Source organism: Stenotrophomonas rhizophila, assembly GCF_003651185.1.
Classification (GTDB): Bacteria; Pseudomonadota; Gammaproteobacteria; order Xanthomonadales; family Xanthomonadaceae; genus Stenotrophomonas; species Stenotrophomonas maltophilia_Z.
Genome location: NZ_RCDC01000004.1, coordinates 174,397 through 197,545, shown reverse-complemented (window position 1 = coordinate 197,545; position 23,149 = coordinate 174,397). Strand labels below are relative to the sequence as shown.

Annotated in this window: 18 protein-coding genes; all 18 read left to right on the top strand. The window is 68.7% G+C overall.

All coding sequences use genetic code 11. The features are described 5' to 3' along the window. Positions 1–12 precede the first annotated feature (12 nt). The 18 genes from fliF to BCL79_RS00820 all read left to right on the top strand — a co-directional run bounded on the left by fliF (position 13) and on the right by BCL79_RS00820 (position 23,143). On the top strand, positions 13–1,653 hold the full coding sequence (gene fliF, locus BCL79_RS00905) for a flagellar basal-body MS-ring/collar protein FliF (RefSeq protein WP_121036745.1): 1,641 nt from the start codon (positions 13–15) through the stop codon (positions 1,651–1,653). 13 nt (positions 1,654–1,666) lie between these two features. Continuing rightward, the gene (fliG, locus tag BCL79_RS00900; RefSeq protein ID WP_026070041.1) at positions 1,667–2,653 is read left to right on the top strand and encodes a flagellar motor switch protein FliG; all 987 of its coding nucleotides are present in this window, start codon (positions 1,667–1,669) and stop codon (positions 2,651–2,653) included. Beyond that, positions 2,650–3,285, top strand: a complete 636-nt coding sequence (locus BCL79_RS00895; RefSeq protein ID WP_121036744.1) for a FliH/SctL family protein — start codon at positions 2,650–2,652, stop codon at positions 3,283–3,285. Before fliG ends, BCL79_RS00895 begins: the two co-directional genes overlap by 4 nt. Continuing rightward, entirely contained in the window at positions 3,282–4,661 is a 1,380-nt protein-coding gene (locus tag BCL79_RS00890; RefSeq protein ID WP_121036743.1) for a FliI/YscN family ATPase, read from the top strand. Before BCL79_RS00895 ends, BCL79_RS00890 begins: the two co-directional genes overlap by 4 nt. Positions 4,662–4,664: 3 nt before the next feature. Continuing rightward, positions 4,665–5,123 (top strand): flagellar export protein FliJ, encoded by a 459-nt coding sequence (gene fliJ / locus BCL79_RS00885; RefSeq protein ID WP_121036742.1) that lies wholly within the window; start codon positions 4,665–4,667, stop codon positions 5,121–5,123. Beyond that, entirely contained in the window at positions 5,123–6,289 is a 1,167-nt protein-coding gene (locus tag BCL79_RS00880) for a flagellar hook-length control protein FliK (RefSeq protein ID WP_121036741.1), read from the top strand. The genes fliJ and BCL79_RS00880 overlap by 1 nt, the downstream gene beginning before the upstream one ends. Positions 6,290–6,405: 116 nt before the next feature. Beyond that, positions 6,406–6,924: a flagellar basal body-associated FliL family protein gene (locus tag BCL79_RS00875; RefSeq protein WP_121036740.1), complete on the top strand. Its 519-nt coding sequence runs from the start codon at positions 6,406–6,408 to the stop codon at positions 6,922–6,924. A gap of 8 nt (positions 6,925–6,932) precedes the next feature. Then, positions 6,933–7,940 (top strand): flagellar motor switch protein FliM, encoded by a 1,008-nt coding sequence (fliM, locus tag BCL79_RS00870; protein WP_121036739.1) that lies wholly within the window; start codon positions 6,933–6,935, stop codon positions 7,938–7,940. After that, a complete protein-coding gene (fliN, locus tag BCL79_RS00865; RefSeq protein WP_121036738.1) occupies positions 7,937–8,275 on the top strand; it encodes a flagellar motor switch protein FliN in 339 nt (112 codons plus the stop codon). Before fliM ends, fliN begins: the two co-directional genes overlap by 4 nt. Next, a complete protein-coding gene (gene fliO / locus BCL79_RS00860; protein ID WP_121036737.1) occupies positions 8,272–8,673 on the top strand; it encodes a flagellar biosynthetic protein FliO in 402 nt (133 codons plus the stop codon). The genes fliN and fliO overlap by 4 nt, the downstream gene beginning before the upstream one ends. Positions 8,674–8,675: 2 nt before the next feature. After that, complete coding sequence (gene fliP, locus BCL79_RS00855; RefSeq protein ID WP_121036736.1) at positions 8,676–9,458, top strand: flagellar type III secretion system pore protein FliP; 783 nt, start codon at positions 8,676–8,678, stop codon at positions 9,456–9,458. 39 nt (positions 9,459–9,497) lie between these two features. After that, entirely contained in the window at positions 9,498–9,767 is a 270-nt protein-coding gene (locus BCL79_RS00850) for a flagellar biosynthetic protein FliQ (protein WP_019184809.1), read from the top strand. A 10-nt stretch (positions 9,768–9,777) separates the two neighbouring features. Continuing rightward, complete coding sequence (fliR, locus tag BCL79_RS00845) at positions 9,778–10,569, top strand: flagellar biosynthetic protein FliR (protein WP_121036735.1); 792 nt, start codon at positions 9,778–9,780, stop codon at positions 10,567–10,569. Between the two features lie 206 nt (positions 10,570–10,775). Beyond that, positions 10,776–12,920, top strand: coding sequence for a putative bifunctional diguanylate cyclase/phosphodiesterase (locus BCL79_RS00840; protein WP_121036734.1), 2,145 nt, complete (start codon positions 10,776–10,778; stop codon positions 12,918–12,920). Between the two features lie 69 nt (positions 12,921–12,989). Next, positions 12,990–14,822, top strand: a complete 1,833-nt coding sequence (locus tag BCL79_RS00835; protein ID WP_121036733.1) for an AAA family ATPase — start codon at positions 12,990–12,992, stop codon at positions 14,820–14,822. After that, entirely contained in the window at positions 14,819–15,478 is a 660-nt protein-coding gene (locus BCL79_RS00830; protein ID WP_121036732.1) for a 4Fe-4S cluster-binding domain-containing protein, read from the top strand. Before BCL79_RS00835 ends, BCL79_RS00830 begins: the two co-directional genes overlap by 4 nt. Before the next feature lie 4 nt (positions 15,479–15,482). Beyond that, positions 15,483–21,785 carry an AAA domain-containing protein gene (locus tag BCL79_RS00825; protein ID WP_121036731.1) on the top strand — a complete coding sequence of 2,101 codons (6,303 nt, stop codon included), beginning with the start codon at positions 15,483–15,485 and terminating at the stop codon, positions 21,783–21,785. Next, positions 21,782–23,143, top strand: a complete 1,362-nt coding sequence (locus tag BCL79_RS00820) for a hypothetical protein (protein ID WP_121036730.1) — start codon at positions 21,782–21,784, stop codon at positions 23,141–23,143. Before BCL79_RS00825 ends, BCL79_RS00820 begins: the two co-directional genes overlap by 4 nt. Positions 23,144–23,149 lie beyond the last annotated feature (6 nt).

Here is a 23,149-nt window from a genome sequence, read left to right as displayed (position 1 = left end):
GGATAGAAACGCATGGCCCTGTCGCTCTCCAAAGAATCGCTGAACACCGAAAAGGCTGGGCAGTGGTTCGACCGGCTGCAAAGCCTGCAGATCACCCGTCGGCTCGGCCTGATGGCGATGATCGCCGTGGCCGTGGCGGCAGGGCTGTTCGTGTTCTTCTGGTCGCAGAAGCCGGGCATGGTGCCGCTGTACACCGGTCTGGACCAGAAGGCCACGGCCGAGGCCACCGACCTGCTGCGCGCGGCACAGATTCCCTTCCAGCTGGATCCCGCCACCGGCGGCATCACCGTGCCGGAAAAGAACCTGCACGATGCCCGCCTGAAGCTGGCCGGCTCCGGCCTGACCGACAGCGGCCGCCTGGGCTTTGAACTGATGGAGCGTGACCCCGGCTTCGGCGTCAGCCAGTTCATGGAAAACGCCCGCTACCAGCACTCGCTGGAAACCGAGCTTTCGCGCACCATCAACACGCTGCGCCCGGTCCGCGATTCGCGCGTGCATCTGGCCATTCCCAAGCCCAGCGCCTTCACCCGCCAGCGTGACGTGGCCAGCGCCTCGGTGGTGCTGGAGCTGCGCGGTGGCCAGCAGCTTGAACGCGGCCAGATCGATGCGATCGTGCACATGGTCGCGGCCAGCATTCCGGACCTGGCGCCCGAGCGCGTCACCGTGGTCGACCAGAGCGGGCGCATGCTCAGCGTCTCCGACCCGAACAGCGAAGCGGCCATGAACGCCGCGCAGTTCGAGCAGGTGCGCCGCCAGGAAACCTCGTTCAACCAGCGCATCCGCGAGCTGCTCGAGCCGATGACCGGTCCCGGCCGCGTCAACCCGGAAGTCAGCGTGGACATGGACTTCTCGGTGATGGAAGAAGCCCGTGAGCTCTACAACGGCGAGCCGCAGAAGCTGCGCAGCGAGCAGATGAGCGAAAACAGCAGCAACGTGCCCGGCCCGCAGGGCGTGCCCGGCGCGGCCAGCAATACCCCGCCCGGCCCGGCGGCCGCGCCGGCCACGGCGCAGGCGCCGACGGAATCCTCCAAGAACGCGACCCGCAACTACGAGCTGGACCGCACCCTGCAGCACACCCGCCAGCCGGCCGGCCGCATCAAGCGCGTCTCGGTGGCGGTACTGGTGGACAACGTGCCGCGCGCCGGTGCCAACGGCAAGATGGCCGACCAGGCCCTCTCGGCGGCCGAGCTGACCCGCATCGAAGCGCTGGTCAAGCAGGCGGTCGGCTTCGATGCCGAGCGTGGCGACACGGTCTCGGTCATGAATGCCCCGTTCGTGCGCGAAGTCACTCCGGTCGAAGGGCCGAAGTGGTGGGAGTTGCCGCAGGTGCAGGACGCATTGCGCCTGCTGCTCGGCGCGATCGTGGTGCTGGCCCTGGTGTTCGGTGTGCTGCGCCCGGCGCTGCGCTCGATCACCGGCCAGCCCAAGTCCAACGATGACGAGCTGGAACCCCATAGTGCCGATGTGCAGTTGGTCGACGATGGCGAAGGGCTGCCGGCGATCGGCAGCGAGCGCCTGCACGCGGCCGGACATGAACCGCTGGCGCTGCCGGTGGACTCTTACGAGGAACGACTGCGCATGGCGCGTGAAGCTGTAAAGACCGATTCCAAGCGCGTGGCCCAGGTGGTCAAGGGCTGGGTGGCCAATGATTGATGCACCTCCCCCGCTGACCGGCGTTCAGCGCGCCGCCGTCCTGCTGCTTTCGCTGGGTGAACTGGACGCGGCCGAAGTGCTGCGCCACATGGAGCCCAAGGAAGTCCAGAAGATCGGCATCGCCATGGCAACCATGACCGACATCACCCGCGAGCAGGTCGAGCGGGTCATGGACCAGTTCGGCAGCGAGCTGGGCTCCAAGACCTCGCTGGGCGTGGGCTCGGACGACTACATCCGCAACATGCTGGTGCAGGCGCTGGGCACCGAAAAAGCCGGCAGCCTGATCGACCGCATCCTGCTGGGGCGCAACACCACCGGCCTGGACGCGCTGAAGTGGATGGATCCGCGTGCCGTGGCTGACCTGGTGCGCAACGAGCACCCGCAGATCATCGCCATCGTGATGGCCCACCTGGAAACCGACCAGGCCGCCGACGCGCTCAAGCTGTTGCCCGAACGCACCCGCGTGGACGTGCTGCTGCGTATCGCCACGCTGGATGGCATTCCGCCGAACGCGCTCAATGAGCTCAACGAGATCATGGAGCGCCAGTTCGCCGGCAACCAGAACCTGAAGTCGTCCAACGTGGGCGGCGTGCAGTGTGCGGCCAATATCCTGAACTTCATGGACAGCGGCCAGGACCAGGCAATCCTCGGTGAGATCGCCCGCATCGATGCCCCGCTGAGCGGCCGCATCCAGGACCTGATGTTCGTGTTCGACGATCTGGTGGACCTGGACGACCGCGAACTGCAGCTGGTGCTGCGCGAAGTCAGCGGTGAGCGCCTCGGCCTGGCCCTGCGCGGCGCCGACATCAAGGTGCGCGACAAGATCACCCGCAACATGTCCCAGCGTGCCGCTGAAATCCTGCTCGAAGACATGGAGGCCCGCGGCCCGGTGCGCCTGTCCGATGTGGAAGTGGCGCAGCGCGAGATCCTGGCGATCGTCAAGCGGATGGCCGATGAAGGCACCGTCACTATTGGCGGCAACGCGGAGGCCATGCTGTGAACAACGCCGTGCGCTGGCTTGCCCCGGACCTGCTGGCGGTGCCCGAGCCGCCGCCGGAACAGCAGTTCGAACTCACTGAACCGGATCCGGACCACGAGCCGGAACCGCTGCTGCAGCTGCCGACCCTGGAAGAAATCCAGGCGATCCAGGACAGCGCCGAGAAAGACGGCTTTGATCACGGTCACGCCGAAGGCCTGGCCCAGGGCCAAGCGGAAGTGCGCCGGCTGATCGCCCAGATCGAAGGCATCCTGGACAACTTCAGCCGGCCACTGGTGCGGCTGGAGAACGAGGTGGTCGCCGCACTGGGCGAACTGGCGGTGCGGGTGGCCGGCAACCTGGTCGGGCGTGCCTACGAGGCCGAACCGGAACTGCTGGCGCAGCTGGTCAACGAGGCCCTGGATGCCGTCGGTGGCGCGAGCCGCGACGTGGAAGTCCGCCTGCATCCGGACGACATCGCTGCGCTGGCGCCGGTGCTCAACCTGGCCCCGAACCAGCGCCTGACGCCGGATCTGAGCCTGAGCCGCGGCGACCTGCGCGTGCATGCCGAGGCCGTGCGCATCGACGGCACGCTCGACGCTCGCCTGCGCGGCGCCCTGGATGCGGTCATCCGCAAAGCCGGAACCACCCCATGAACACCGAGACCCTGCCCCCGCCCGCCGATTGGACTGCCGCACGCAACCTGCGGCTGGCTTCGCGGCTGGACAACATCCGCCCGGACACCGCCCATGGCCGCGGCCTGATCCGCGAAGGCGTGCTGCGCCGTGCGGTCGGCCTGACGCTGGAAGCAGTCGGCTGTGAAGCGCCGATGGGCGCCAGCTGCAAGGTCGAAGTGGCCGACGGTGGCTGGGTCGATGCCGAAGTGGTCGGCTTCGCCGGCGAACGCACCTACCTGATGCCCAGCGCCGAACTGCACGGCCTGCTGCCCAATGCGCGGGTGGTGCCCTCGCTCGGCCGGGGCGGTGTGGAAGTGGGCGAAGGCCTGCTCGGGCGCGTGATCGACAGCGACGGCGTGCCGCTGGATGGCAAGGGCCCGATCCGCGCCGAAGGTACCGTCGGCATGGCCGGCGTCTCGATCAACCCGCTCGCACGCGAGCCGATCACCCAGCCGCTGGACGTGGGCGTGCGCGCGATCAACGCCCTGCTGCCGATCGGCCGTGGCCAACGTGTCGGCCTGTTCGCAGGCTCCGGTGTCGGTAAATCGACCCTGCTGGGCATGATGACCCGCTACACCGCCGCCGATGTCATCGTGGTCGGCCTGATCGGCGAGCGTGGCCGCGAAGTCCGCGATTTCGTGGAAAGCACGCTGGGCGAAGAAGGCCTGCGCCGCGCCGTGGTGGTGGCCAGCCCGGCGGACCGCCCGCCCTTGGCCCGCCTGCACGGTGCCTACCGCGCGACCGCGATCGCCGAGTGGTTCCGCGACCAGGGCTTGAACGTCCTGCTGCTGATGGATTCGCTGACCCGCTTCGCGCAGGCCCAGCGCGAAATCGGCCTGTCGGTCGGTGAGCCGCCGACCACGCGCGGCTATCCGCCGTCCGTGTTCGCCAAGCTGCCGGCCCTGGTCGAGCGCGCCGGCAACGGTGCCAAGGGCCGCGGCTCGATCACCGCGTTCTACACCGTGCTGACCGAAGGCGATGATCCGCAGGATCCGATCGCCGATGCCGCACGCGCGATTCTTGACGGCCACATCCTGCTCTCGCGCCGCGTCGCCGACAGCGGTCTGTACCCGGCCATCGACGTGGAATCCTCGGTCAGCCGCGTGGTCACGGAAATCGCCGACGAGCCGTGGCGGCTGCGCATCCGCAAGCTCAAGCGGCTGGTCTCGGCGTATTCGTCCAACCGCGACCTGATCGCGATCGGTGCGTATCAGCGCGGCAACGACCCGGCGACCGACGAGGCGCTGGAGCGCTGGTCGGACATTGTTGAATTCCTCGGCCAGGACGTCGGCAAAGCCGCCGACCTGCCGCACAGTCAGGCCGCCCTCAAGCGGCTGGTGGAACCAGAGAGTTAAGCCATGATCCAATCCAAGCGCTTCGACCCCTTGCTGAAACGAGCCCAGGACCACGAAGACGAGGTCGCCCGCGACCTGGCCGAGCGCCAGCGTGCGCTCGACACGCATGTGTCGCGCCTGGATGAGCTGCGCCGTTATGCCGAGGAGTACGCCGGTGCCCAGATGTCGGCCACCAGCCCGGCTCAGCTGATGAACCGCCGCGCCTTCCTGGATCGCCTGGACAGTGCGGTCGCCCAGCAGCGCCAGACCGTGGACAACAACCGCGAGAAGGTGGACGCCGAGCGCGCCCGCCTGTTGCTGGCCAGCCGTGACAAGCAGGTGCTGGAACAGCTCGCCGCCAGCTACCGCGCGCAGGAGAAGGTGGTCACCGACCGCCGCGACCAGCGCGAGATGGACGACCTCGGCGCCCGCCGCTCGCGCCAGGCGCAGCGCGACGAGGGCGAGAACGGAGGCACCGCGTGATGCCCCCCGCCCTGCTCGGCGGCGCCGCGTCCGCACAGAATACGGGCGGCAGCGCGTCCAGCCCGCGCCCGGACAGTACCCAAGGCAACGACCGTCGGGACTTTGACGCGCTGCTCAAGCCGGGCAATGAGGCACCGCGCAACGACACGCCGCGCAGGTCGGGCAGCAGCCGCGATGCGGCCAAGAGCACCACCACTACCACCACTCCGCCCGGCCAGGACAAGGACGCAGCGACGCGCCCCTCCACGCCCGGCGCCAAGAAGGCCGACGACAAGGTCGCCACCACCGATGCCACTGCCACAGCACCGGCCACGGCGGAGAAGCCGGCCGCCGAACCGGCCGACGACACCGAAGCCGCATGGCCACCGCTGGGGCTGGCCGGGCTGGCATTGAACGGTCTGCCGGTACCGGCGCCCCCGCCGGTCACGCCCGTCACACCCGTGGCGACCGGCGCCGCCGCGGGCGCCAATGCGGCCCAGCCGGCCTTGGCCACCGCAGCCCCGGACGCCAACACCACCACCCCGGCGCTGGCCGCCGCGCCATCCACCGACGGCAGCATCGCCCTGCCCGCCTTGGCCACCGACGCCGCGCCGGCCGACGATGCCCCGCTGCTCAAGACCTTCACGGACGCCTTGAACGCGGCCACCAACGACGGCCCCGATGCCCCTGCCAGCCCGCTGCTGCATGCGCTGCAGGGCATGACCGAGGCCAAGCCCACGGTGGCGAGCCTGTTCACCGGCTCACCTACCGCCACCCCGCACCTGGGGGGTGAGGATTTCGACGATGCCGTCGGCGCGCGCGTCGGTTGGCTGGCGGACCAGAAGATCGGCCACGCCCACATCAAGATCACCCCGAACGACCTCGGTCCGATCGAGGTGCGCCTGCAGCTGGACGGCGACAAGGTCCATGCGACCTTCACCAGCGCCCACGCCGACGTGCGCCATGCACTGGAAAGCAGCCTGCCGCGCCTGCGCGACCTGCTTGGCGAGCAGGGCTTCCAGCTTGGCAATGCCGATGTAGGCCACGAGCAGAACGCGCCCGATGGCGGACGTGGCGATGGCCGCGGCGGAATGAACGGCGACGACGGAGAACCGGCGCTGGCCGACACCACGCTGTCGCCTTCGCAGTTGATCCGCCAGCGCGGCCTGGTCGACGCCTACGCGTGATCGCACGCGGCGGCGCGGGCCCAACCGCGCCGCCAGAAACCCGACACGCGTCATCTTCAGCATTCAGGCACGACCTTTGCATGTAGGCAGGAAGCAATCCTCTGGAGCTTCCCCTCGTGGCCGCAGCCGCCGATAAAACCAAGAAATCCGCCGACAAGGACAAGACCGCCAAGCCGCGCAGTCCGCTCCTGGTCACCGCCCTGGTCGCGGTGCTCGCCGCTGGCGCCGCCGGCGGCGGGGTCTGGTACTTCACCCAGTCCAAGCACGATGACAAGGCCGCCAAGCCGGCCGCCAGCAAATCCGCGGTGCCTGCCCCGGCCCAGTACTTCGGCCTTGAGCCACCGTTCGTGGTCAACCTCAACAGCAGCTTCGACGGCCCGCGCTACCTGCAGGTCGAAGTGCAGCTGATGAGCCGCGACCCGGCCGCGATGGAGGCGATCAAGCTGCATGCGCCGGCCATCCGCGCCAAGCTGCTGATGCTGTTCTCCCAGGTCGAGCCGAGCGACATCGCCGACCGCGCCGGCAAAGAGCGCCTGCAGGCCAGCTCGCTGGCTGAAGTGCAGAAGCTGCTCAAGGCCGAGACCGGCAAGCCCGGTGCCGACGAATTGCTGTTCACCAGTTTCGTGACCCAGTAAGGGCGACCATGAATGACCTGCTTTCCCAGGACGAGATCGATGCCCTGCTGCATGGCGTGGACTCCGGTGCGGTCGAGACCGACATCGATGCGCCCACGCCCGGCGAGGCGCGCTCGTACGATTTCGCCAGTCAGGACCGCATCATCCGCGGCCGCATGCCGACCCTGGAAATGGTCAATGAGCGCTTCGCGCGCCTGTGGCGCATCGGCCTGTTCAACCTGATCCGCCGCTCGGCCGAGCTCTCCGTGCGGGGCATCGAGCTGATCAAGTTCAACGACTACATGCACTCGCTGTACGTGCCGACCAACCTCAACCTGATCCGCTTCAAGCCCCTGCGCGGGACCGGGCTGATCGTGTTCGAGCCGACGCTGGTGTTCGCGATCGTGGACAACTTCTTCGGCGGTGATGGGCGCTACCCGACCCGCATCGAAGGCCGCGAGTTCACCGCCACCGAGATGCGCGTGATTCACCTGCTGCTCAAGCAGACCTTCGCCGATCTGCAGGAAGCCTGGGCGCCGGTGATGGATGTGGAGCTGGAGTACATCAACTCCGAGATCAATCCGCACTTCGCCAACATCGTGACGCCGCGCGAGTACGTGGTGGTGTGCCGCCTGCATGTCGAGCTTGACGGGGGTGGCGGCGACATCCACGTCACCCTGCCCTACTCGATGCTCGAGCCGATCCGTGAGCTGCTTGACGCGGGCATCCAGAGCGACCGCAACGACCGCGACGCCAGCTGGGGCGTGATGCTGCGCGAGCAACTCAACATCGCCGAGGTCACGCTCTCCACCGTCCTGGCCACCAAACGCATGAGCCTGCGCGACCTGACCAAGCTGAAGATCGGCGACGTGCTGCCCATCGAGCTGCCCAAGCAGGTGCCGGTGTGCGTGGAAAACGTGCCGGTGTTCACCGGCGAGTTCGGCGTCGCCAACGGCTTCAACGCGGTGAAGATCACCGCCACCCATCCCCCGGGCACCCGCCCACGCGTTCCCGTACTGCAGGAAGACCCGCAATGAACGATATCGAATCCAACGCGCCGGCACCGGCGCAGTTCACCCAGCTGCAGTCCGATGACACCACGGTCGGCGACGAGCTCAACCTGGATGTGATCCTGGATGTGCCAGTGACGCTGTCGCTGGAAGTGGGCCGCGCCCGCCTGCCGATCCGCAACCTGCTGCAGCTCAACCAGGGCTCGGTGGTGGAACTGGAGCGCGGTGCCGGCGAATCGCTTGACGTGTTCGTCAACGGCACCCTGATCGCCCATGGCGAGGTGGTGGTGATCAACGACCGCTTCGGCGTGCGCCTGACCGACGTGGTCAGCCCGAGCGAACGGATCCGGAGACTGCGTTGAGTGCCGGGCTGCTGATCGCGGCCGGCGCCTCGACCGTCAAGGTCGGCCAGCATGCCGCCGCTGCACCGGGCATGTTCGGTGCGGTGCTGGCACTGCTCGGCGTGCTGGCGTTGATCATCGGGCTGGGCTGGCTGCTCAAGCGCATGCCCGGCAGCGGCTTCCGCCCGGCCGAAGGGCTGCGCGTGGTCGCCAGCCTGACCGTCGGCGCGAAAGAGCGCGTGGTGGTGGTCGAGGTCAATGGCACCCAGCTGCTGCTGGGTGTCACTGCCGGCGGCATCAACACGTTGCATCAGCTGCCCGAACCCCTGCCGGCCCCGACGCCGGCGCGCCTTCCCGATTTCAAACACCTCCCGAATTTCGCCCAGCTGCTGCAACAGCGGCTGCGCAAGGAACCCTGACCATGCGTGGCCCCCGTACTTCCTGGACCCGATACCTGCCGCTGTTGCTCACTGCCCTGCTGTGCGCGCTGCCGGCCCTGGCCTGGGCCGCACCCGGCGTACCTGGTGTGCCGGCGCTGCCGGATGTGAATGTCGGCAAGATCGGCGGGCAGCCGGTCAGCCTGCCGCTGCAGACGTTGCTGCTGATGACGGCGATCACCCTGATTCCGTCGATGCTGCTGGTGCTGACCGCGTTCACCCGCATCATCATCGTGCTGGGCCTGCTGCGCCAGGCGCTGGGCACCGGCCAGACCCCGTCCAACCAGGTGCTGCTCGGCCTGGCGCTGTTCCTCACCGCGATGGTGATGCTGCCGGTGTGGCAGAAGGCGTGGGGCAGCGGCATGGCGCCGTACCTCAATGGCGAGATCGATTTCCAGACCGCCTGGACCCTGACTACCCAGCCGCTGCGCGCCTTCATGCTGGCGCAGATCCGCGAGACCGATCTGATGACCTTTGCCGGCATGGCCGGCCACGGCACCTACGACAGCCCGGATGCCATCCCGTTCCCGATCCTGGTCGCCTCGTTCGTCACCAGCGAGCTCAAGACCGCCTTCGAAATCGGCTTCCTGATCTTCATTCCGTTCGTGATCATCGATCTGGTCGTGGCCAGCGTACTGATGTCGATGGGCATGATGATGCTCTCGCCGATGCTGGTCTCCGCCCCGTTCAAGATCCTGTTGTTCGTGCTGGTGGATGGCTGGGTTCTGGTGGTGGGCACGTTGGCCGCCAGCTTCAATGCGGTCTGACCGCCCCGCCCTGTTGATCGATACGGACCCGAGACTGACATGACGCCCGAACTTGCCCTGACCGAACTGCGTGGTGGCCTGATCACCGTGCTGTGGGTTGCCGGCCCGCTGCTGCTCACCGTGCTGATCGTCGGCGTGGTGGTTGGCGTGGTCCAGGCCGCGACCCAGCTCAACGAACCCACCATCGCCTTCGTCGCCAAGGCCGCGGCATTGACCGTGGTGCTGTTCGCCCTCGGCAGCCTGCTGATCGGCCACCTGGTCGAATACACCACGCTGCTGTTCCAGCGCATTCCGCATCTGATCGGCTGAGGCAGCCGCCGTGGATTCCGCGACCCAGATGGCCGCCGATGGCCTGCAGGCCTTCGGCATGATCGGCACGATCCTGTGGACCATGCTGCGCATCGGCGCGATGCTGATGGCCATGCCGCTGATCGGTACGCGCGCGGTGCCGTCACGGATCCGCGTGCTGCTTGCCGGCGCATTGGCGATCGCGCTGTCGCCGATGCTGCCGCCGGTGCCCGAATGGACCGGCTTCGATGCGGCTACGGTGCTGACCATTGCCCGCGAACTGGCGATCGGTGTCTCGATCGGCTTCGTGCTGCGCCTGGTCTTCGAGGCCGGTGCCATGGCCGGCGAACTGGTCGCCCAGGGCACCGGCCTGGCCTTTGCACAGATGAGCGATCCGCTGCGCGGCGGCAGTTCCGGCGTGATCGGGCAGTGGTTCTATCTACTGTTCGGCCTGCTGTTCTTCACCGTCAACGGCCACCTGGCGCTGATCTCACTGTTGATGGACAGCTACAAGGCCTTGCCGATCGGCACCTCGCTGCCCGATCCGCAGGCATTCCTGAGCATCGCCCCGACGTTCCTGCTGCAGGTGTTCCGTGGCGCGCTCACGCTGGCACTGCCGCTGACCGTGGCGATGCTGGCGATCAACCTGGCCTTCGGCGTGCTGGCACGTGCAGCGCCTGCGTTGAACCCTATCCAGCTCGGCCTGCCGGTCGCACTGCTGTTGGGCCTGTTCCTGCTGACCGTGCTGGCCGGCGAGATGGGGCCGCCGGTGCAACGCCTGTTCGATGCGGCCTTCGATGCCGCCGACAGTGTCAGCCGTTGACCCGGGACACGCGGCGGGACACCGCGTGCCGCCATGGGTTGGGGGCACCAACGCCACTTGCGGTGCACCGGGGGCCTGACGGTAGTCTTGACCGCTCGGCCGCACATGCCTTTGCAACGCAATGACAGAATCTTCACCGTGTCTTTGCGGTGATGGCCGGGTGTCCTGTCGTATCGCTCAGATGTTGACCAGGGAGAGTGTCTTCCATGCTGATCGGCAGCTATACCCCGTGGTTGGTGGTGATTTCGTTTCTCGTCGCAGTACTGGCCTCCTTCACCGCACTGGATATGTCCAGCCGGGTGACGACCGCCACCACGCGCCGCACCACCTGGTTGTGGTTGGTCGGCGGCGGCTGCGCGATGGGGCTGGGCATCTGGTCGATGCACTTCATCGGCATGCTCGCCTTCCAGTTGCCGATCCCGCTCGGCTATGCGCTTGGCCTGACCACCGTCTCGCTGCTGGCCGCCATGGCCTCCTCCATCTTCGCGCTGTGGCTGGTCTCGCAGCCGACCCTGCCGCACGGGCGCCTGGCGCTTGGCGCCGTGCTGATGGGCAGTGGCATCGCCTCGATGCATTACCTGGGCATGGCCGCGCTGTACATGCAGCCCGGGATCGACTACCACGCCGGCTGGGTGGCGGTGTCGCTGCTGATCGCAGTGGCGGCCTCGTGGACGGCCCTGTTCATTGCCTTCCGCCTGCGCAGCACCCACCGGCGCCTGCGCGACCGCGCCGCACCTGCACTGGTGCTGGGCACCGCGATCGTGGGCATGCATTACACCGGCATGGCCGCCGCCCGCTTTCCGGCGGGGAGCATCTGCGGTGCTGCGGCCGGTGATGGCCTGCAGGCGCAATGGCTGGCACTGGTGGTGCTGGCCCTGACCATCGCCATCCTGGCGGTGGTCTTGATCGTGTCCTGGCTGGACCAGCGCATGGAGGCGCAGCTGCTGCGGCTGCGCAATACCGACCTGAGCAGCTCGCTGGATGATGCGCAGGCGGAGTTGACCCAGGCCGCCCTGCACGATCCCCTGACCCGCCTGCCGAACCGCCGGCTGCTGCAGCAGCGCATCGAGCAGGCCCTGGCCGAGGCCGAACAGCGCGGCAGCCGCTTCGCGGTCATGTTCATGGATCTGGACGGCTTCAAGCAGGTCAACGATGCCTACGGCCACCAGACCGGCGATGCGCTGCTGGTGGCCGTCGCCGACCGCACCCGCAAGCTGCTGCGGCCGGCGGACATGCTGGCGCGGCTGGGCGGCGATGAGTTCGTGCTGGTGGTGCCGATCGAGAACGACGAGGACGTGGCGACACTGGCCAGTCGGCTCATCCAGACCGTCGGCAACGAGCCACTGCTGCCGCGCCACGACCTGCAGGTGACCGCCAGCATCGGCATCGCGATCTGCCCGGACCACGCCGCCAGCGAGCGCCAGCTGATGGCCTTCGCCGATGCGGCGATGTACCAGGCCAAGGAAGCCGGTCGCAACGCCTACGTGCTGTTTGCGGACTGGATGAATGACAGCGCCGAGCAGCAGTTCCAGCTGCTGGCCGACCTGCGCCGCGCCATCGGCAGCGAGCAGCTGTTCCTGCACTACCAGCCCAAGACCCGCGTCGCCGGGCAATCCATCAGCGGCGCCGAAGCGTTGATCCGCTGGCGGCATCCGCAACAGGGCCTGATTCCGCCGGACCGTTTCATCCGGCTGGCCGAGCGCAGTGGCGTGATCAACGAGATCGGGCGCTGGGCACTGGATGAAGCCTGCCGCCAGCTGCGCGTGTGGCACGACGCCGGGCATGACGGCTGGACGGTGTCGGTGAATCTCTCGCCGATCCAGTTCGCCTCGCCCAACCTGCTGAAGGAAGTGCGCGAGGCGCTGCAGACCCATCGTATCGAGCCGCGCCGGCTGATCCTGGAGATCACCGAAAACACGGTGATGCGCGATACCGAGGCCAGCCTGACCCTGTTGCAGGCCATGGCGGCGTTGGGGGTGGGCATCTCCATCGATGACTTCGGTACCGGCTACTCCAGCCTGTTGTATCTCAAGCGCCTGCCCGCCACCGAGATCAAGATCGACCACGCGTTCGTGCGCGACCTGGAAAACAGCTCCGAGGATGTGGTGATCGTTTCGGCGATCGTGGCCCTGGGGCATGCGCTGGACATGGATATCGTCGCCGAGGGGGTCGAGACCGTCGGTCAGCGCGCCTACCTGGAACGGTTGGGCTGCGATTACCTGCAGGGCTATCTGCTGGGCAGACCGGTAGACGCCCAGCGCTTCATGCAGCTGCATGATCTGCCCCGCCCACGGGTGGAAGTGGCGGCGGGCTGGAAGGCGCAGGCGCGGCCGGGCGCGGCGGCGGGCTAGCGGCACGCGCTGGAAATTGACGGCTGCGCGCAATACCCTGCCCATACCATGGGAATAGCAGGCAGCAGGATGTCAGGGAAGAATGTGTTTGACGGTCCGCGCTGGCAGCGCGATCTTGTTCGTTTCCTTCCCTTGAAGAGCCAGTTCGTGCTCTCAGGGAACATCCGCGACCTGCAGGCAGCCGAAGTGGCGCCGGGCACGGTAACCGCGCAGAGCTTCAACCAGACCCTGTGCAACACCCTGCTCGACCAAGGCTACGCGCAGGTGCTGGGCTGGGACCCGTTGGCCGGTTTCCGCGCCCTGGAACGCCCCGGCACCGATCGCGCCAGCGGCATCGCCCAGCTGCAATCGCTGGGACTGACCCCGGTGGACGGCGCCGCGCCTGCCGGTATCGACCTGCTCAGTGCGACGCTCCAAGCGCTGGTCGTCCGCCAGGGCGAGCCGGTGGCCTTGATCATCGATTTCGCTTCGCGCCTGGCGGTGCGCAGCGACGCCCTCAGCGCGGCCGAACACCAGCTGTTCACCCAAGCCCTGGTGCTCTCCCACCAGGCCCGCAGCCGACCGGGCGGCGTACAGCGCAAGCCGTTCTTCAACACGGTGCTCTGGGTGGTGGAGAAAGAAGGTGACCTGCCCGACTGGCTGCTGGTCGGCAACCCGCGCATCCGCCACGTTCCGGTGGCCAAGCCGGACCAGCTCACCCGGCGCGCACTGGCCCCGGCCCTGCTCAAGGGCCTGGCCGGTGCCCAGGATGCCAGCGCCGAGGCGACCGCGCAGGCGGTGGACGCCTTTGTGCAGAGCACCGAGGGGCTGCTGTTGCTGGACCTCAGTGCCATCGCCCAGCTGGCCCGGGTCGAAGGCGTGGCGGTGGACCAGATCGGCGACGCCGTGCGCCGCTACAAGGTCGGCGTCACCGAAGACCCCTGGCTGCGCATCGACCGGCAGCGCATCCGCCTGGGCGATGCGTTCGTCCACCAGCGGGTCAAGGGCCAGCACCATGCGGTGACCCACATGCTGGACATCGTTAAGCGCGCCATGACCGGCGTGGGTGCAAGCCGCAAGGGCAACCGGCCGCGCGGCGTGGCATTCCTGGCCGGCCCGACCGGCGTGGGCAAGACCGAGCTGGCCAAAACCGTCACGAGCCTGCTGTTCGGCGACGAAAGCGCCTACATCCGGTTCGACATGTCCGAATTCAGCGCCGAGCATGCCGACCAGCGGCTGATCGGCGCCCCGCCCGGCTACGTCGGCTACGACGTGGGCGGCGAACTGACCAACGCCATCCGCGAGAAACCGTTCAGCGTGGTCCTGTTCGATGAGATCGAGAAGGCCCATCCGCGCATCCTCGACAAGTTCCTGCAGATCCTCGACGACGGCGTGCTTACGTCCGGGCGTGGCGACCGCGTGTATTTCTCCGAAGCGCTGATCGTGTTCACCTCCAACCTGGGCATCTACCGCCAGGGCGAGCATGGCGAGCGCGTGGCGAACGTGTTGCCCGGCGAGCCCTTCGAGCAGGTGCAGAGCAAGGTGCACGACGAAATCGACCGGCACTTCAAGCTGGTCCTGAACCGGCCGGAGATCCTCAACCGGATCGGCGAGAACATCATCGTGTTCGATTTCATCCGCGAGGAGGTCGCCGTGCAGATCTTCGACCAGATGGTCGACGCAACCCTGGCCGACCTGCAGGCCCAGCAGTTGCACGTGACCCTGGCCGCGCCGGCCCGCAATGCGTTGCGGTCGCTCTGCCTGAAGGACCTGTCCAACGGCGGGCGCGGCATCCGCAACCAGCTCGAGGCGCACCTGCTCAACCCGCTGGCGCGTGCCCTGTTCGACCAGGACGCGCAGCCCGGCCAGCAGTTCACCATCGTTGCGGTGGATGCCAACGTCCTCAACCTGGCGCGCGGTTGAACCGTCCACTGCAGCTGTCACGCGTGCATTTCCCGGTGACCACGCTGGGGCCGGGGCAGCGCCTGGGCATCTGGTTCCAGGGCTGCAGCATCCGCTGCAGCGGCTGCATTTCAGCCGACACCTGGGGCCCGGGGCGCACGGTCGTCGACGTGGCCAGCCTGCTCGAGCAGGTGGCGCCGTGGCTGCACCAGGCCGACGGCATCACGATTTCCGGCGGCGAGCCGTTCGACCAGTTCGACGCGATGCTGCAGATGCTGGTGGGGCTGCGCCAACGCACCGCCGCGGACATCCTGGTGTACAGCGGGCACCCGCTGGAAACGCTGCAGCCCATGCTGGACCAGGCGCGTGACCTGATCGACGCGGTGATCAGCGACCCCTACCTTGAACATGCAGCCCAGTCGCTGGCGCTGCGTGGCAGCGACAACCAGCGCCTCACCCTGCTCACCGCGCTCGGTCGGTCGCGCCTGGCCGGCCTGGCGCGCACCAGCACGCCGGCCGACAAGGCACTTGACCTGATGTTCGATGCCACCGGCACCGTCTGGATGGCCGGCATCCCCCGCCGCGGCGACCTGCTGCGCCTGCGCGAGCTGCTGCGCGCGCAGGGCCATCAGGTGCAGACCAGCGCACACACTTCATCGCGTCGTCCAGCCGAGTAAGTCCATGATTCGTTTTTGCCCCAATTGCCACACCGAACGCGCGTTGGCCGAGATGTTCTGCGAAGGCCTTGTTGACGCGCACGCGTGCGGCTGGGATCTGGCCGGCGAGCCGATCCACCCCGCTGGCTGGCGGCCACAGAGCGTGGTGACCCAGGCAGCGGTGCAGGCCTCGACGGTCGGCGCCGCCGCAGCGGACGTGCTCTGCGACAACGGCCACCCGATGACGCCCGGCGACCTGATGTGCCTGCACTGTGGCGCCAGCGCAGCGGACGCGACGGCGGCGGCAGAGCTGTCGCCCCCGGCCGCCGACAGGAGCGAAACGGTCATCGATGGCTGGCGCCTGCTGCGCCAGATCAGCAGCACCGACGGCGTGCGTGACCGCTACCAGGCCGAACACACCGCCACGGCGGTGCAGGCCGTGCTCACCCTGTACCGCCCCGGTGCCGAACCCGACCCGGCCATCTACGATGTGATCCGCCGCCTGCCCCGCGCGCACGTGCCGGAGATCATCGCCACCGGGCGCTGGGATGACCGCGCCTTTGAAGTAGTGGAAATGCTCACCGGTGGCACCCTGGCCGAGCTGGGCAGCGTGATCGGCGACCGCGATGCGGTCCGGCATATCGTCAGCGAACTGGGGCAGGCGCTGCATGCGTTCAACGAAGCCGGGCTGCGCCACCGCGACCTGCGCCCGGCCAGCCTGCTGGTACGGGCCCGCATGCCGCTGGATCTGGTGATCAGCGGATTCGGTTCGGCGCGGTTGTCCGAGTTCGACCTGGACATCGTCTCGCCCCTGGAGATCAGCCGCTACATGGCGCCCGAGGCGATCGCCGGTGGCGTGGCGGCGGCGTCGGACTGGTGGAGCCTGGGCATGATCCTGCACGAACAGCTCACCGACGGCGCCTGCTTCGACGGCATCCATCCCAATGCGTTCCTGATCCACGTGCTGGCCAATGGTGTTCCGATCCCGGATACGTTGGACCCGGAGCTGGCGCTGCTGCTCCGTGGGCTGCTGGCCCGCGACCGCCACCATCGCTGGCAATGGCCGCAGGTAGCCGACTGGCTGGCCGGTATTGCCGTGCCGGCGCCGCCGGCGGCGCAACACGCGCAGGATGAGGGCGACGGCGCCAGCCTGCCGCTGGGCACGCGCCGCTACCATCGCCCCGCGGTGTTCGCGCTGGCCGCCGCCCATGCCGACGGCTGGGACCAAGCCTTGGACCACCTGCTGCGCGGGGGCATCGTCACCTGGGCCGAGCAGGTCGGCCTGCCCGCCACCCGCATCGCCGGGCTGCGCCAGATCGCCCGCCACGAAGGCATCGAAGACAATTTCCGGCTGATGCTGGCGTTGAAGGTGCTCAACCCGGAAATGCCGTTGATCCATCGTGGCGACATCGTCACGCCAGGCTGGTTGCTTGAGCACCCGCTGGAGGGCTACCGGCTGGTCAGCGGGTCGGTGCCGGACCTGCTGGAACACCTGCAGACCGACAACTGGCTGTGCAGGCTCAAGCGGCGCGAGGAAAGCGTGCGCCAGCGCGCGCTGTACCAGCACATCGCCTTGGTCGAAGAATCCCTGCGCGTCTATCTGCTGTCCACTTCGCGGGCCAAGCTGGCCTCGCAATGGCAGGAACGCCAGCGCCTGCTGCCCGACACCGCGCATCCCGGGCTGCTGTCGCTGGCCGAGCGCAGGGTGGTGGCCGAAGAAGACCTGATCGTGTTGCTGAGCGCGGAGATCGGCCAGTTCCGCAGCGCCGACGCCATCCTCGTCGAGGCTGCCACGCTGGCCGCCAGCGCCGGTCTCGAGGCCTTCGACAACGACGCAGCCGCGGCCATGCTGCTGCAACCGCGTACCGAGCTGTATCGCAGTGTGGACGCGCGCATCCTGGGCTTCGCCCGTTCCGGCCTGCCCGTGGTGGATGGCTGGGCCGAACAGTTCCGGCTGGAACGGCGCATGCCGCTGGCGCGCGCCCTGGTGGTGCTGGCCGTGCCCGCCAGCCGCTGGCTGCAGCCACAGAAGCAGCAGTACGTCTCGCAGATCCTGGACTTCTTCGAAAAGAAGGTCGTCACCGCGGTTATGCGCGGGCCGCTGGTGCGCATGAGCATCGGCAAGACCACCGCGCGCGTGGACATGCACGCAGTCGACAGCACCCGGCGCCCCGCCGCCGCACTGCTCGATCACCTGTTGCAGCGCAACGCGCGCGCCGTCCAGCTGGACCCCGAATCGTTCCAGCGCACCCCGCAGCTGGAACCCCGCCTGATGGCCCTGGCACGGCAGAGCGCGCTGTACAAGCGCGACACCGGCATCGACGGGCTGTATCTGGGCTTTCCGTTCCTGCTCAGCCGCGATCCGCGCGGCACGTCACGCACCCGGATCATTCCGCTGCTGCTGTGGCCGGTCACGCTGCTGCTGGAACCGGGCACGCGCGGCCAAGTCGGGCTGGCCTTCGATGGCGAACGCGAGGAAGTGCGGCTCAACCCTGCCCTTGAAAGCGTGCTGGGCACCGAAACCTGCAAGCGCTGGCGCAGCACCGCCGACGAACTGCTGGGGCGCTCGGCGATCCGGGCCGCCGATGTGATGGATGCCTTCGGGATGCTGGCCACGATCCGCTCGCGCAGCTTGGTGGGCCTGCCCCCCAGCAGCGTGGAGGTGGCCCCTTACCAGGACGAACTGGACTGCGCCGCGGTGCTTTTCCATGTCACCTTCATGGGCCAGGCCATCGGCGAAGACTTGCGCCAGCTCAAGGTTCTGTCGCCGTCCGGCACCGGTCTTGAAACCGCGTTGCGGCTGGCACCGCCGACCGACGCCGACGGCCCCTCGCCGCCTGCCGCGCCGGAGCTGCAGCGCTACTTCACCGTAGCCAGCGACCCCTCGCAGGAAGCGGCGGTGCTGCAGGCCCGGCAGGGGCCGGGCCTGTTGATCGAAGGCCCACCCGGCACTGGCAAGAGCCAGACCATCGTCAACATGGTGGCCGACGCGATCGGCCGGCGACGCAGCCTGCTGATCGTCTGCCAGAAGCACGCTGCGTTGGAGGTGGTGCACAAGCGCCTGGTCGCAGAAGGGCTGGGCCAGCGCGTGGTCATGCTCAACGACGTCAACCGCGACCGCGAACCGGTCATCCGCAGCATCCGCGAGCAGCTCGACGCCCTGTTCACCGCCGGCGCCACGCAATCGGCCTGGCAGCAGCAGCGCCAGCAGGTGGCCGCGCGGATCGAGGCGCTGGAAGGCGAACTGGACCGCCACCAGCACAGCCTGCACCAGATCGACGACGCCACCGGGCTGAGCTACCGGCGCCTGCTCGGCGAACTGATCGCGCTGGACACCGGCACGCCCCCGCTGGTTCTGCCGGCCCTGCGCCAACGGCTGCTGGCACTGGACCTGCCCACCCTGGTGCAGCGCGAGGAAGCATGTGCGCCGTTGATCCGGTTGTGGCTGCCGGCCCGTTACGAAGGTAGCCCGCTGGTGCAGTTGCGTCCCTTCGCGGCCGACGCGGACACCCTCGCCGCGTTCGTTGCCGCCCTTCAGGCCTTCACTGCGGCCGAACAGCACCGGCAGGCGATCCTGCTGGCACACCCGGCCAGCTTCGAGCTGGACGATCCCGCTCCGCACCAGGCGTGGAAGTCGGCGCACGTGGCGACCCTGCTCCGCCTGGACGACGCACAACGGATCCGGCTGGCGCGCTGGCTGCCGCTGTTCCGCACCGCACGCGCGGGCCAGCCAAGCCAGGGCGACATCGCGCTGGACCGGCTGCACCAGATCGAGCACGCCGTCGCGGCGCTCGACCTCGACGCCTTCTCCAGCACGCTGTCGCCGGCCCTTACCGGCGTCGACGAGCGCACGCTGGCGCAGCTGCAGCGCGACGCCGCGCGCGTCCTGGGCGCACGCGGCCTGCTCGCCCGACTCAACCCGCTGCACCTGCTGCGCCGGCGGCGGGTGAACCGTGTCCTGCAGGAGCAGTCCCACGCGACAGGCGAAGCGGGCGCCGCAGCACTGCTGGCCGCCGCGACGCTGGAAGCACGCTTGCGCCCGCTGCGCAACGAACTGGCCCGCCTACACCAGCAGCTGGCGCTGGACCCGGTGGGCCAACGGACCGGCATGGCGCTGGGCCCGATGGCACGCGCCAGCGGGCGCCAACTGCTCGATGTACAGGCACTGGCCCAGGCGCTGGCGCAGTCGCCACGTCCCCAGCAGGCCGATGACGCTGCCCTGGCGGGCGACCGCGCGCACCTGGAGGCACTGCTGCAGGACCTGGATGCCTCGCTGGCGCGGCATGCCGCCCGCCATGCCAGCGCGCAGCAGCTCGGCTTGCTGGCCGACTGGCTGGAGCAGACTCTGACCGACGCATTGGCCGCGGCCATCGCCCACAACCAGAGCAATGCCCAGGTGCTGCAGCACCTGCAGGATGCCCTGCCCCACCTGGCCGCCTACCAGGCCTTCCGCGGGCGCGCCGGGCAACTCTCGGCCGCAGACCTGGACCTGCTGGCACTGCTGCGCCAGCTGCAACCGCAGCTGGATATCCTTCCCAGCGACGCGCTGGAGCCGGCCGTGCGCCGCCTGCTGCATCGCGAAGCACGGCTGGGCTGGAAGCACCGCATGGAGCAGGCGATCCCGGCGCTGCAGTTCGGCCAGGATGAAACCCAGGCCAAGGTCGCCAGCCTGGCCGCTGCCGACCAGCAGATGCGCCGGCTCAACCGTCAGATGCTGGGCACCCACATCGACCTGCAGCAGTTGGGCAACCGCAAGCAGTGGGAAGACGTGACCCGGCTGACCGGGCGCCGTTCGCGCCGCCTGCGCGAGTTCATCGAGCTGGGCAGCGAACTGGGCCTGATGCGCCTCCGCCCGATCTGGCTGATGAACCCGGACGTGGCCAGCCGCGTGCTGCCACTGCAGGCAGGGCTGTTCGACACGGTGATCTACGACGAAGCCTCGCAGATGCCGGTCGAGTTCGCCCTGCCCACGCTGTTCCGTGGCCGGGTCACGGTCGTCAGCGGGGATGAGAAGCAGATGCCGCCCACTGCCTTCTTCTCCAGCCGGGTGGAAAGCGATGAAGCCGAGGTCTTCGATGGCGACGAGCCCGATGCCGAGGTCGATGCCGAGCAGCGCGATGCCTTCGAGGAAACCTGGAACCGTCGCGAGATCAAGGATTGCCCGGACCTGCTGCAGCTGGCCCGCAATGCCCTGCCCAGCACCACGCTGCAGATCCACTACCGCTCGGCGTATCGCGAACTGATCGGCTTCTCCAACGCAGCCTTCTACGGCAACCGGCTCAACGTGCCGGTGCGCCATCCGCGCAGCAGCATCGCGCGGATCAAGCCACTGGAACTGATCCAGGTCGACGGTGTGTACCAGCACCAGAGCAACCCTGCCGAAGCGGCGCGGGTGGTGGAGTACCTCGCCCAGTTGTGGCAGCACCCCTATGCCGCCCGCCCCTCGGTGGGCGTGGTCACCTTCAACCGCAAGCAGGCCGAGCTGATCGAAGAGCACCTGGAGAAGCGCGCCGGGCAGGATGCCGCCTTCCGTGCCGCGTTCGCCGAGGAACGCGAGCGCAGCGAAGACGGCGAGGACATGGCGGTCTTCGTCAAGAACGTGGAAAACGTGCAGGGTGACGAGCGCGACATCATCGTGTTCTCCTCCACCTTCGGCCGCAACGCGCAGGGCACCTTCCGGCGCAACTTCGGCGTGCTCGGCCAGACCGGCGGCGAGCGCCGCCTCAACGTGGCCGTCACCCGCGCCCGGCAACGGGTGGTGATGATCACCTCGATGCCGATCGCCGACATCTCCGACCTGTTCAACACCCAGCGCGCCCCGGCCAGCCCGCGTGACTACCTGCAGGGATACCTGGAGTACGCCCGCGCCCTGTGTGCCGGCGAGTTCGACGGCAGCGAGCGGCTGCTGGATCGCCTGCAGACCGACCGCAGCGTGGCCAACCGCACCCACGCGGCGCCCGCCGACGGCTTCACGCAGATCGTCGGCGCCTACCTGCAGTCGCTGGGATGGGACGCCGCGGCCGCCAGTGAAGGCGACGCATTCGGGCTGGACTTCGCCATCGAACATCCCGACACCGGCAACTTCGCCATCGGCATCGAGTGCGACGCGCCCAGCCACCCGCTGCTGACGCATGCCCGCGCCCGTGAAATCTGGCGGCCTTCGGTCCTGCGCCGCGCCATCGGCGGCATCCACCGGGTGTCCTCGCATGCCTGGTACCACGACGGCGAGGCCGAACGGGCACGGCTGCGCCTGGCCATCGACGCGGCCATGGCCCCCGCCCCGGTGCCGCCCCCGCCTGTCCCCGCACAACCGGAAACCCTGCCATGAGTGGTCCCAAAGTCGTCCGCATCGTGACTGCCGAAGAACTGCTGGCCCTGCGTGAGGCGATGCTGCACCGGCTGGACCAGGCGGTGGCGCGCTGGCAGGCCCAGTGTGAGCGCGTGGGCGAGAGCGACGCATCGGCGGTGGCCGCGGTAATGGCACGCCGCCAGGCGCTGCAGGCGCTGTTGGCGGACAGCGACAACACGCGGTATGCGCTGCTGATCGAGGCGGAAACCGCCTTCCTGCAGGCCGACACCCGCGACCGCGAGGCGCGCGCCATCGACCGCGCTGCCGCAGGCCGCCAGCAGCAGCGGCGGCAGCGCGACAACGCCGCCGCCGTGCTCAACACCCTGCAGGACCGATCCGTTGATGCAGACGCCGGCCTGCTGCACGCGCTGCGGGCACTGGCCGACGGTCACCCCGGTACTGACGCAGAGGCGGTGCTGGCCCGTGCCTTCGCGCTCCTGTCGCCGCCGGACGCGCAGGCAACACTGAGCGATGACCAGCGCGCGTTGGCCGCCGCATTGCAGACCACCACCCTCACCCCCACGCTGGCCGACTGGGCCGCCCGGCAGCCCGCCGACCCCGAGCGCGAGGCGCGCCTGCTGCGCGTGGACCGCCATATCGCCGAACTGCAGTTGCTGCAGGGCGAGGCAGTCGCAGCACCCTACCTGGAGGCGCTGCACAAGGCCGAGCAGGAAACCGCCCCGCAACGGCGCAACCTGCTGCTGGACAGCCTAGTACTGGACCTGGCCGCCGCCTCGGCCGCGTTCGCCCAGCGCCGCACGCAGCTGGAACGGCTGCAGGATGTGGCCGGCAGGCTGGCTGCCGTGGACCCGGCGGAGCATGCGCTGTTGCTGACCCGGGCGGCCGCCTGCAGTACCGACACCGCGCTGTCACTGCTCACCGAACTCACCCTGCAGTGCGACACCGCCCTTGCCAGCCACCAGCAGGCGCTGGCGGCAGTTTCCCGGCGCCAGGCCGTACTGGACGGGCTGGCCAGCCTCGGCTACGAGGTGCGCGAAGGCATGGCCACCGCATGGCAGGACACTGGCGCGGTGGTCCTCAAGAAGGTAGCCACCCCGGGCTATGGCGTTGAGGTGGGCGGCCGTGCCGACGGCGGGCGCCTGCAGGTCCGGGCCGTGGCCCTGGCGACCGATCGCGATCGCCGTCGCGACCGCGACATCGAAACCCTGTGGTGCGGTGAGTTCGGCCGGCTGCAGGCGCTGTTGCACGGGCAAGGCACCGCGTTGGTGATCGAACGGGCCCTGGGCGTGGGCGAGGTGCCCTTGAAGGAGACCATCGCCACCGCGACGCAGTCCGACCAGGTGCCGGTGTCGCACGCGCGCAGCGGCCCGGCCTGACGTCAC

Bases quoted from the DNA above. Each gene is read 5' to 3' on its own strand.
- fliF (WP_121036745.1), top strand. From the start codon at position 13: ATGGCCCTGTCGCTCTCCAAAGAATCGCTGAACACCGAAAAGGCTGGG.
- BCL79_RS00890 (WP_121036743.1), top strand. From the start codon at position 3,282: ATGAACACCGAGACCCTGCCCCCGCCCGCCGATTGGACTGCCGCACGC.
- fliJ (WP_121036742.1), top strand. From the start codon at position 4,665: ATGATCCAATCCAAGCGCTTCGACCCCTTGCTGAAACGAGCCCAGGAC.
- BCL79_RS00880 (WP_121036741.1), top strand. From the start codon at position 5,123: ATGCCCCCCGCCCTGCTCGGCGGCGCCGCGTCCGCACAGAATACGGGC.
- fliM (WP_121036739.1), top strand. From the start codon at position 6,933: ATGAATGACCTGCTTTCCCAGGACGAGATCGATGCCCTGCTGCATGGC.
- fliN (WP_121036738.1), top strand. From the start codon at position 7,937: ATGAACGATATCGAATCCAACGCGCCGGCACCGGCGCAGTTCACCCAG.
- fliP (WP_121036736.1), top strand. From the start codon at position 8,676: ATGCGTGGCCCCCGTACTTCCTGGACCCGATACCTGCCGCTGTTGCTC.
- BCL79_RS00850 (WP_019184809.1), top strand. From the start codon at position 9,498: ATGACGCCCGAACTTGCCCTGACCGAACTGCGTGGTGGCCTGATCACC.
- BCL79_RS00840 (WP_121036734.1), top strand. From the start codon at position 10,776: ATGCTGATCGGCAGCTATACCCCGTGGTTGGTGGTGATTTCGTTTCTC.
- BCL79_RS00835 (WP_121036733.1), top strand. From the start codon at position 12,990: ATGTCAGGGAAGAATGTGTTTGACGGTCCGCGCTGGCAGCGCGATCTT.
- BCL79_RS00825 (WP_121036731.1), top strand. From the start codon at position 15,483: ATGATTCGTTTTTGCCCCAATTGCCACACCGAACGCGCGTTGGCCGAG.
- BCL79_RS00820 (WP_121036730.1), top strand. From the start codon at position 21,782: ATGAGTGGTCCCAAAGTCGTCCGCATCGTGACTGCCGAAGAACTGCTG.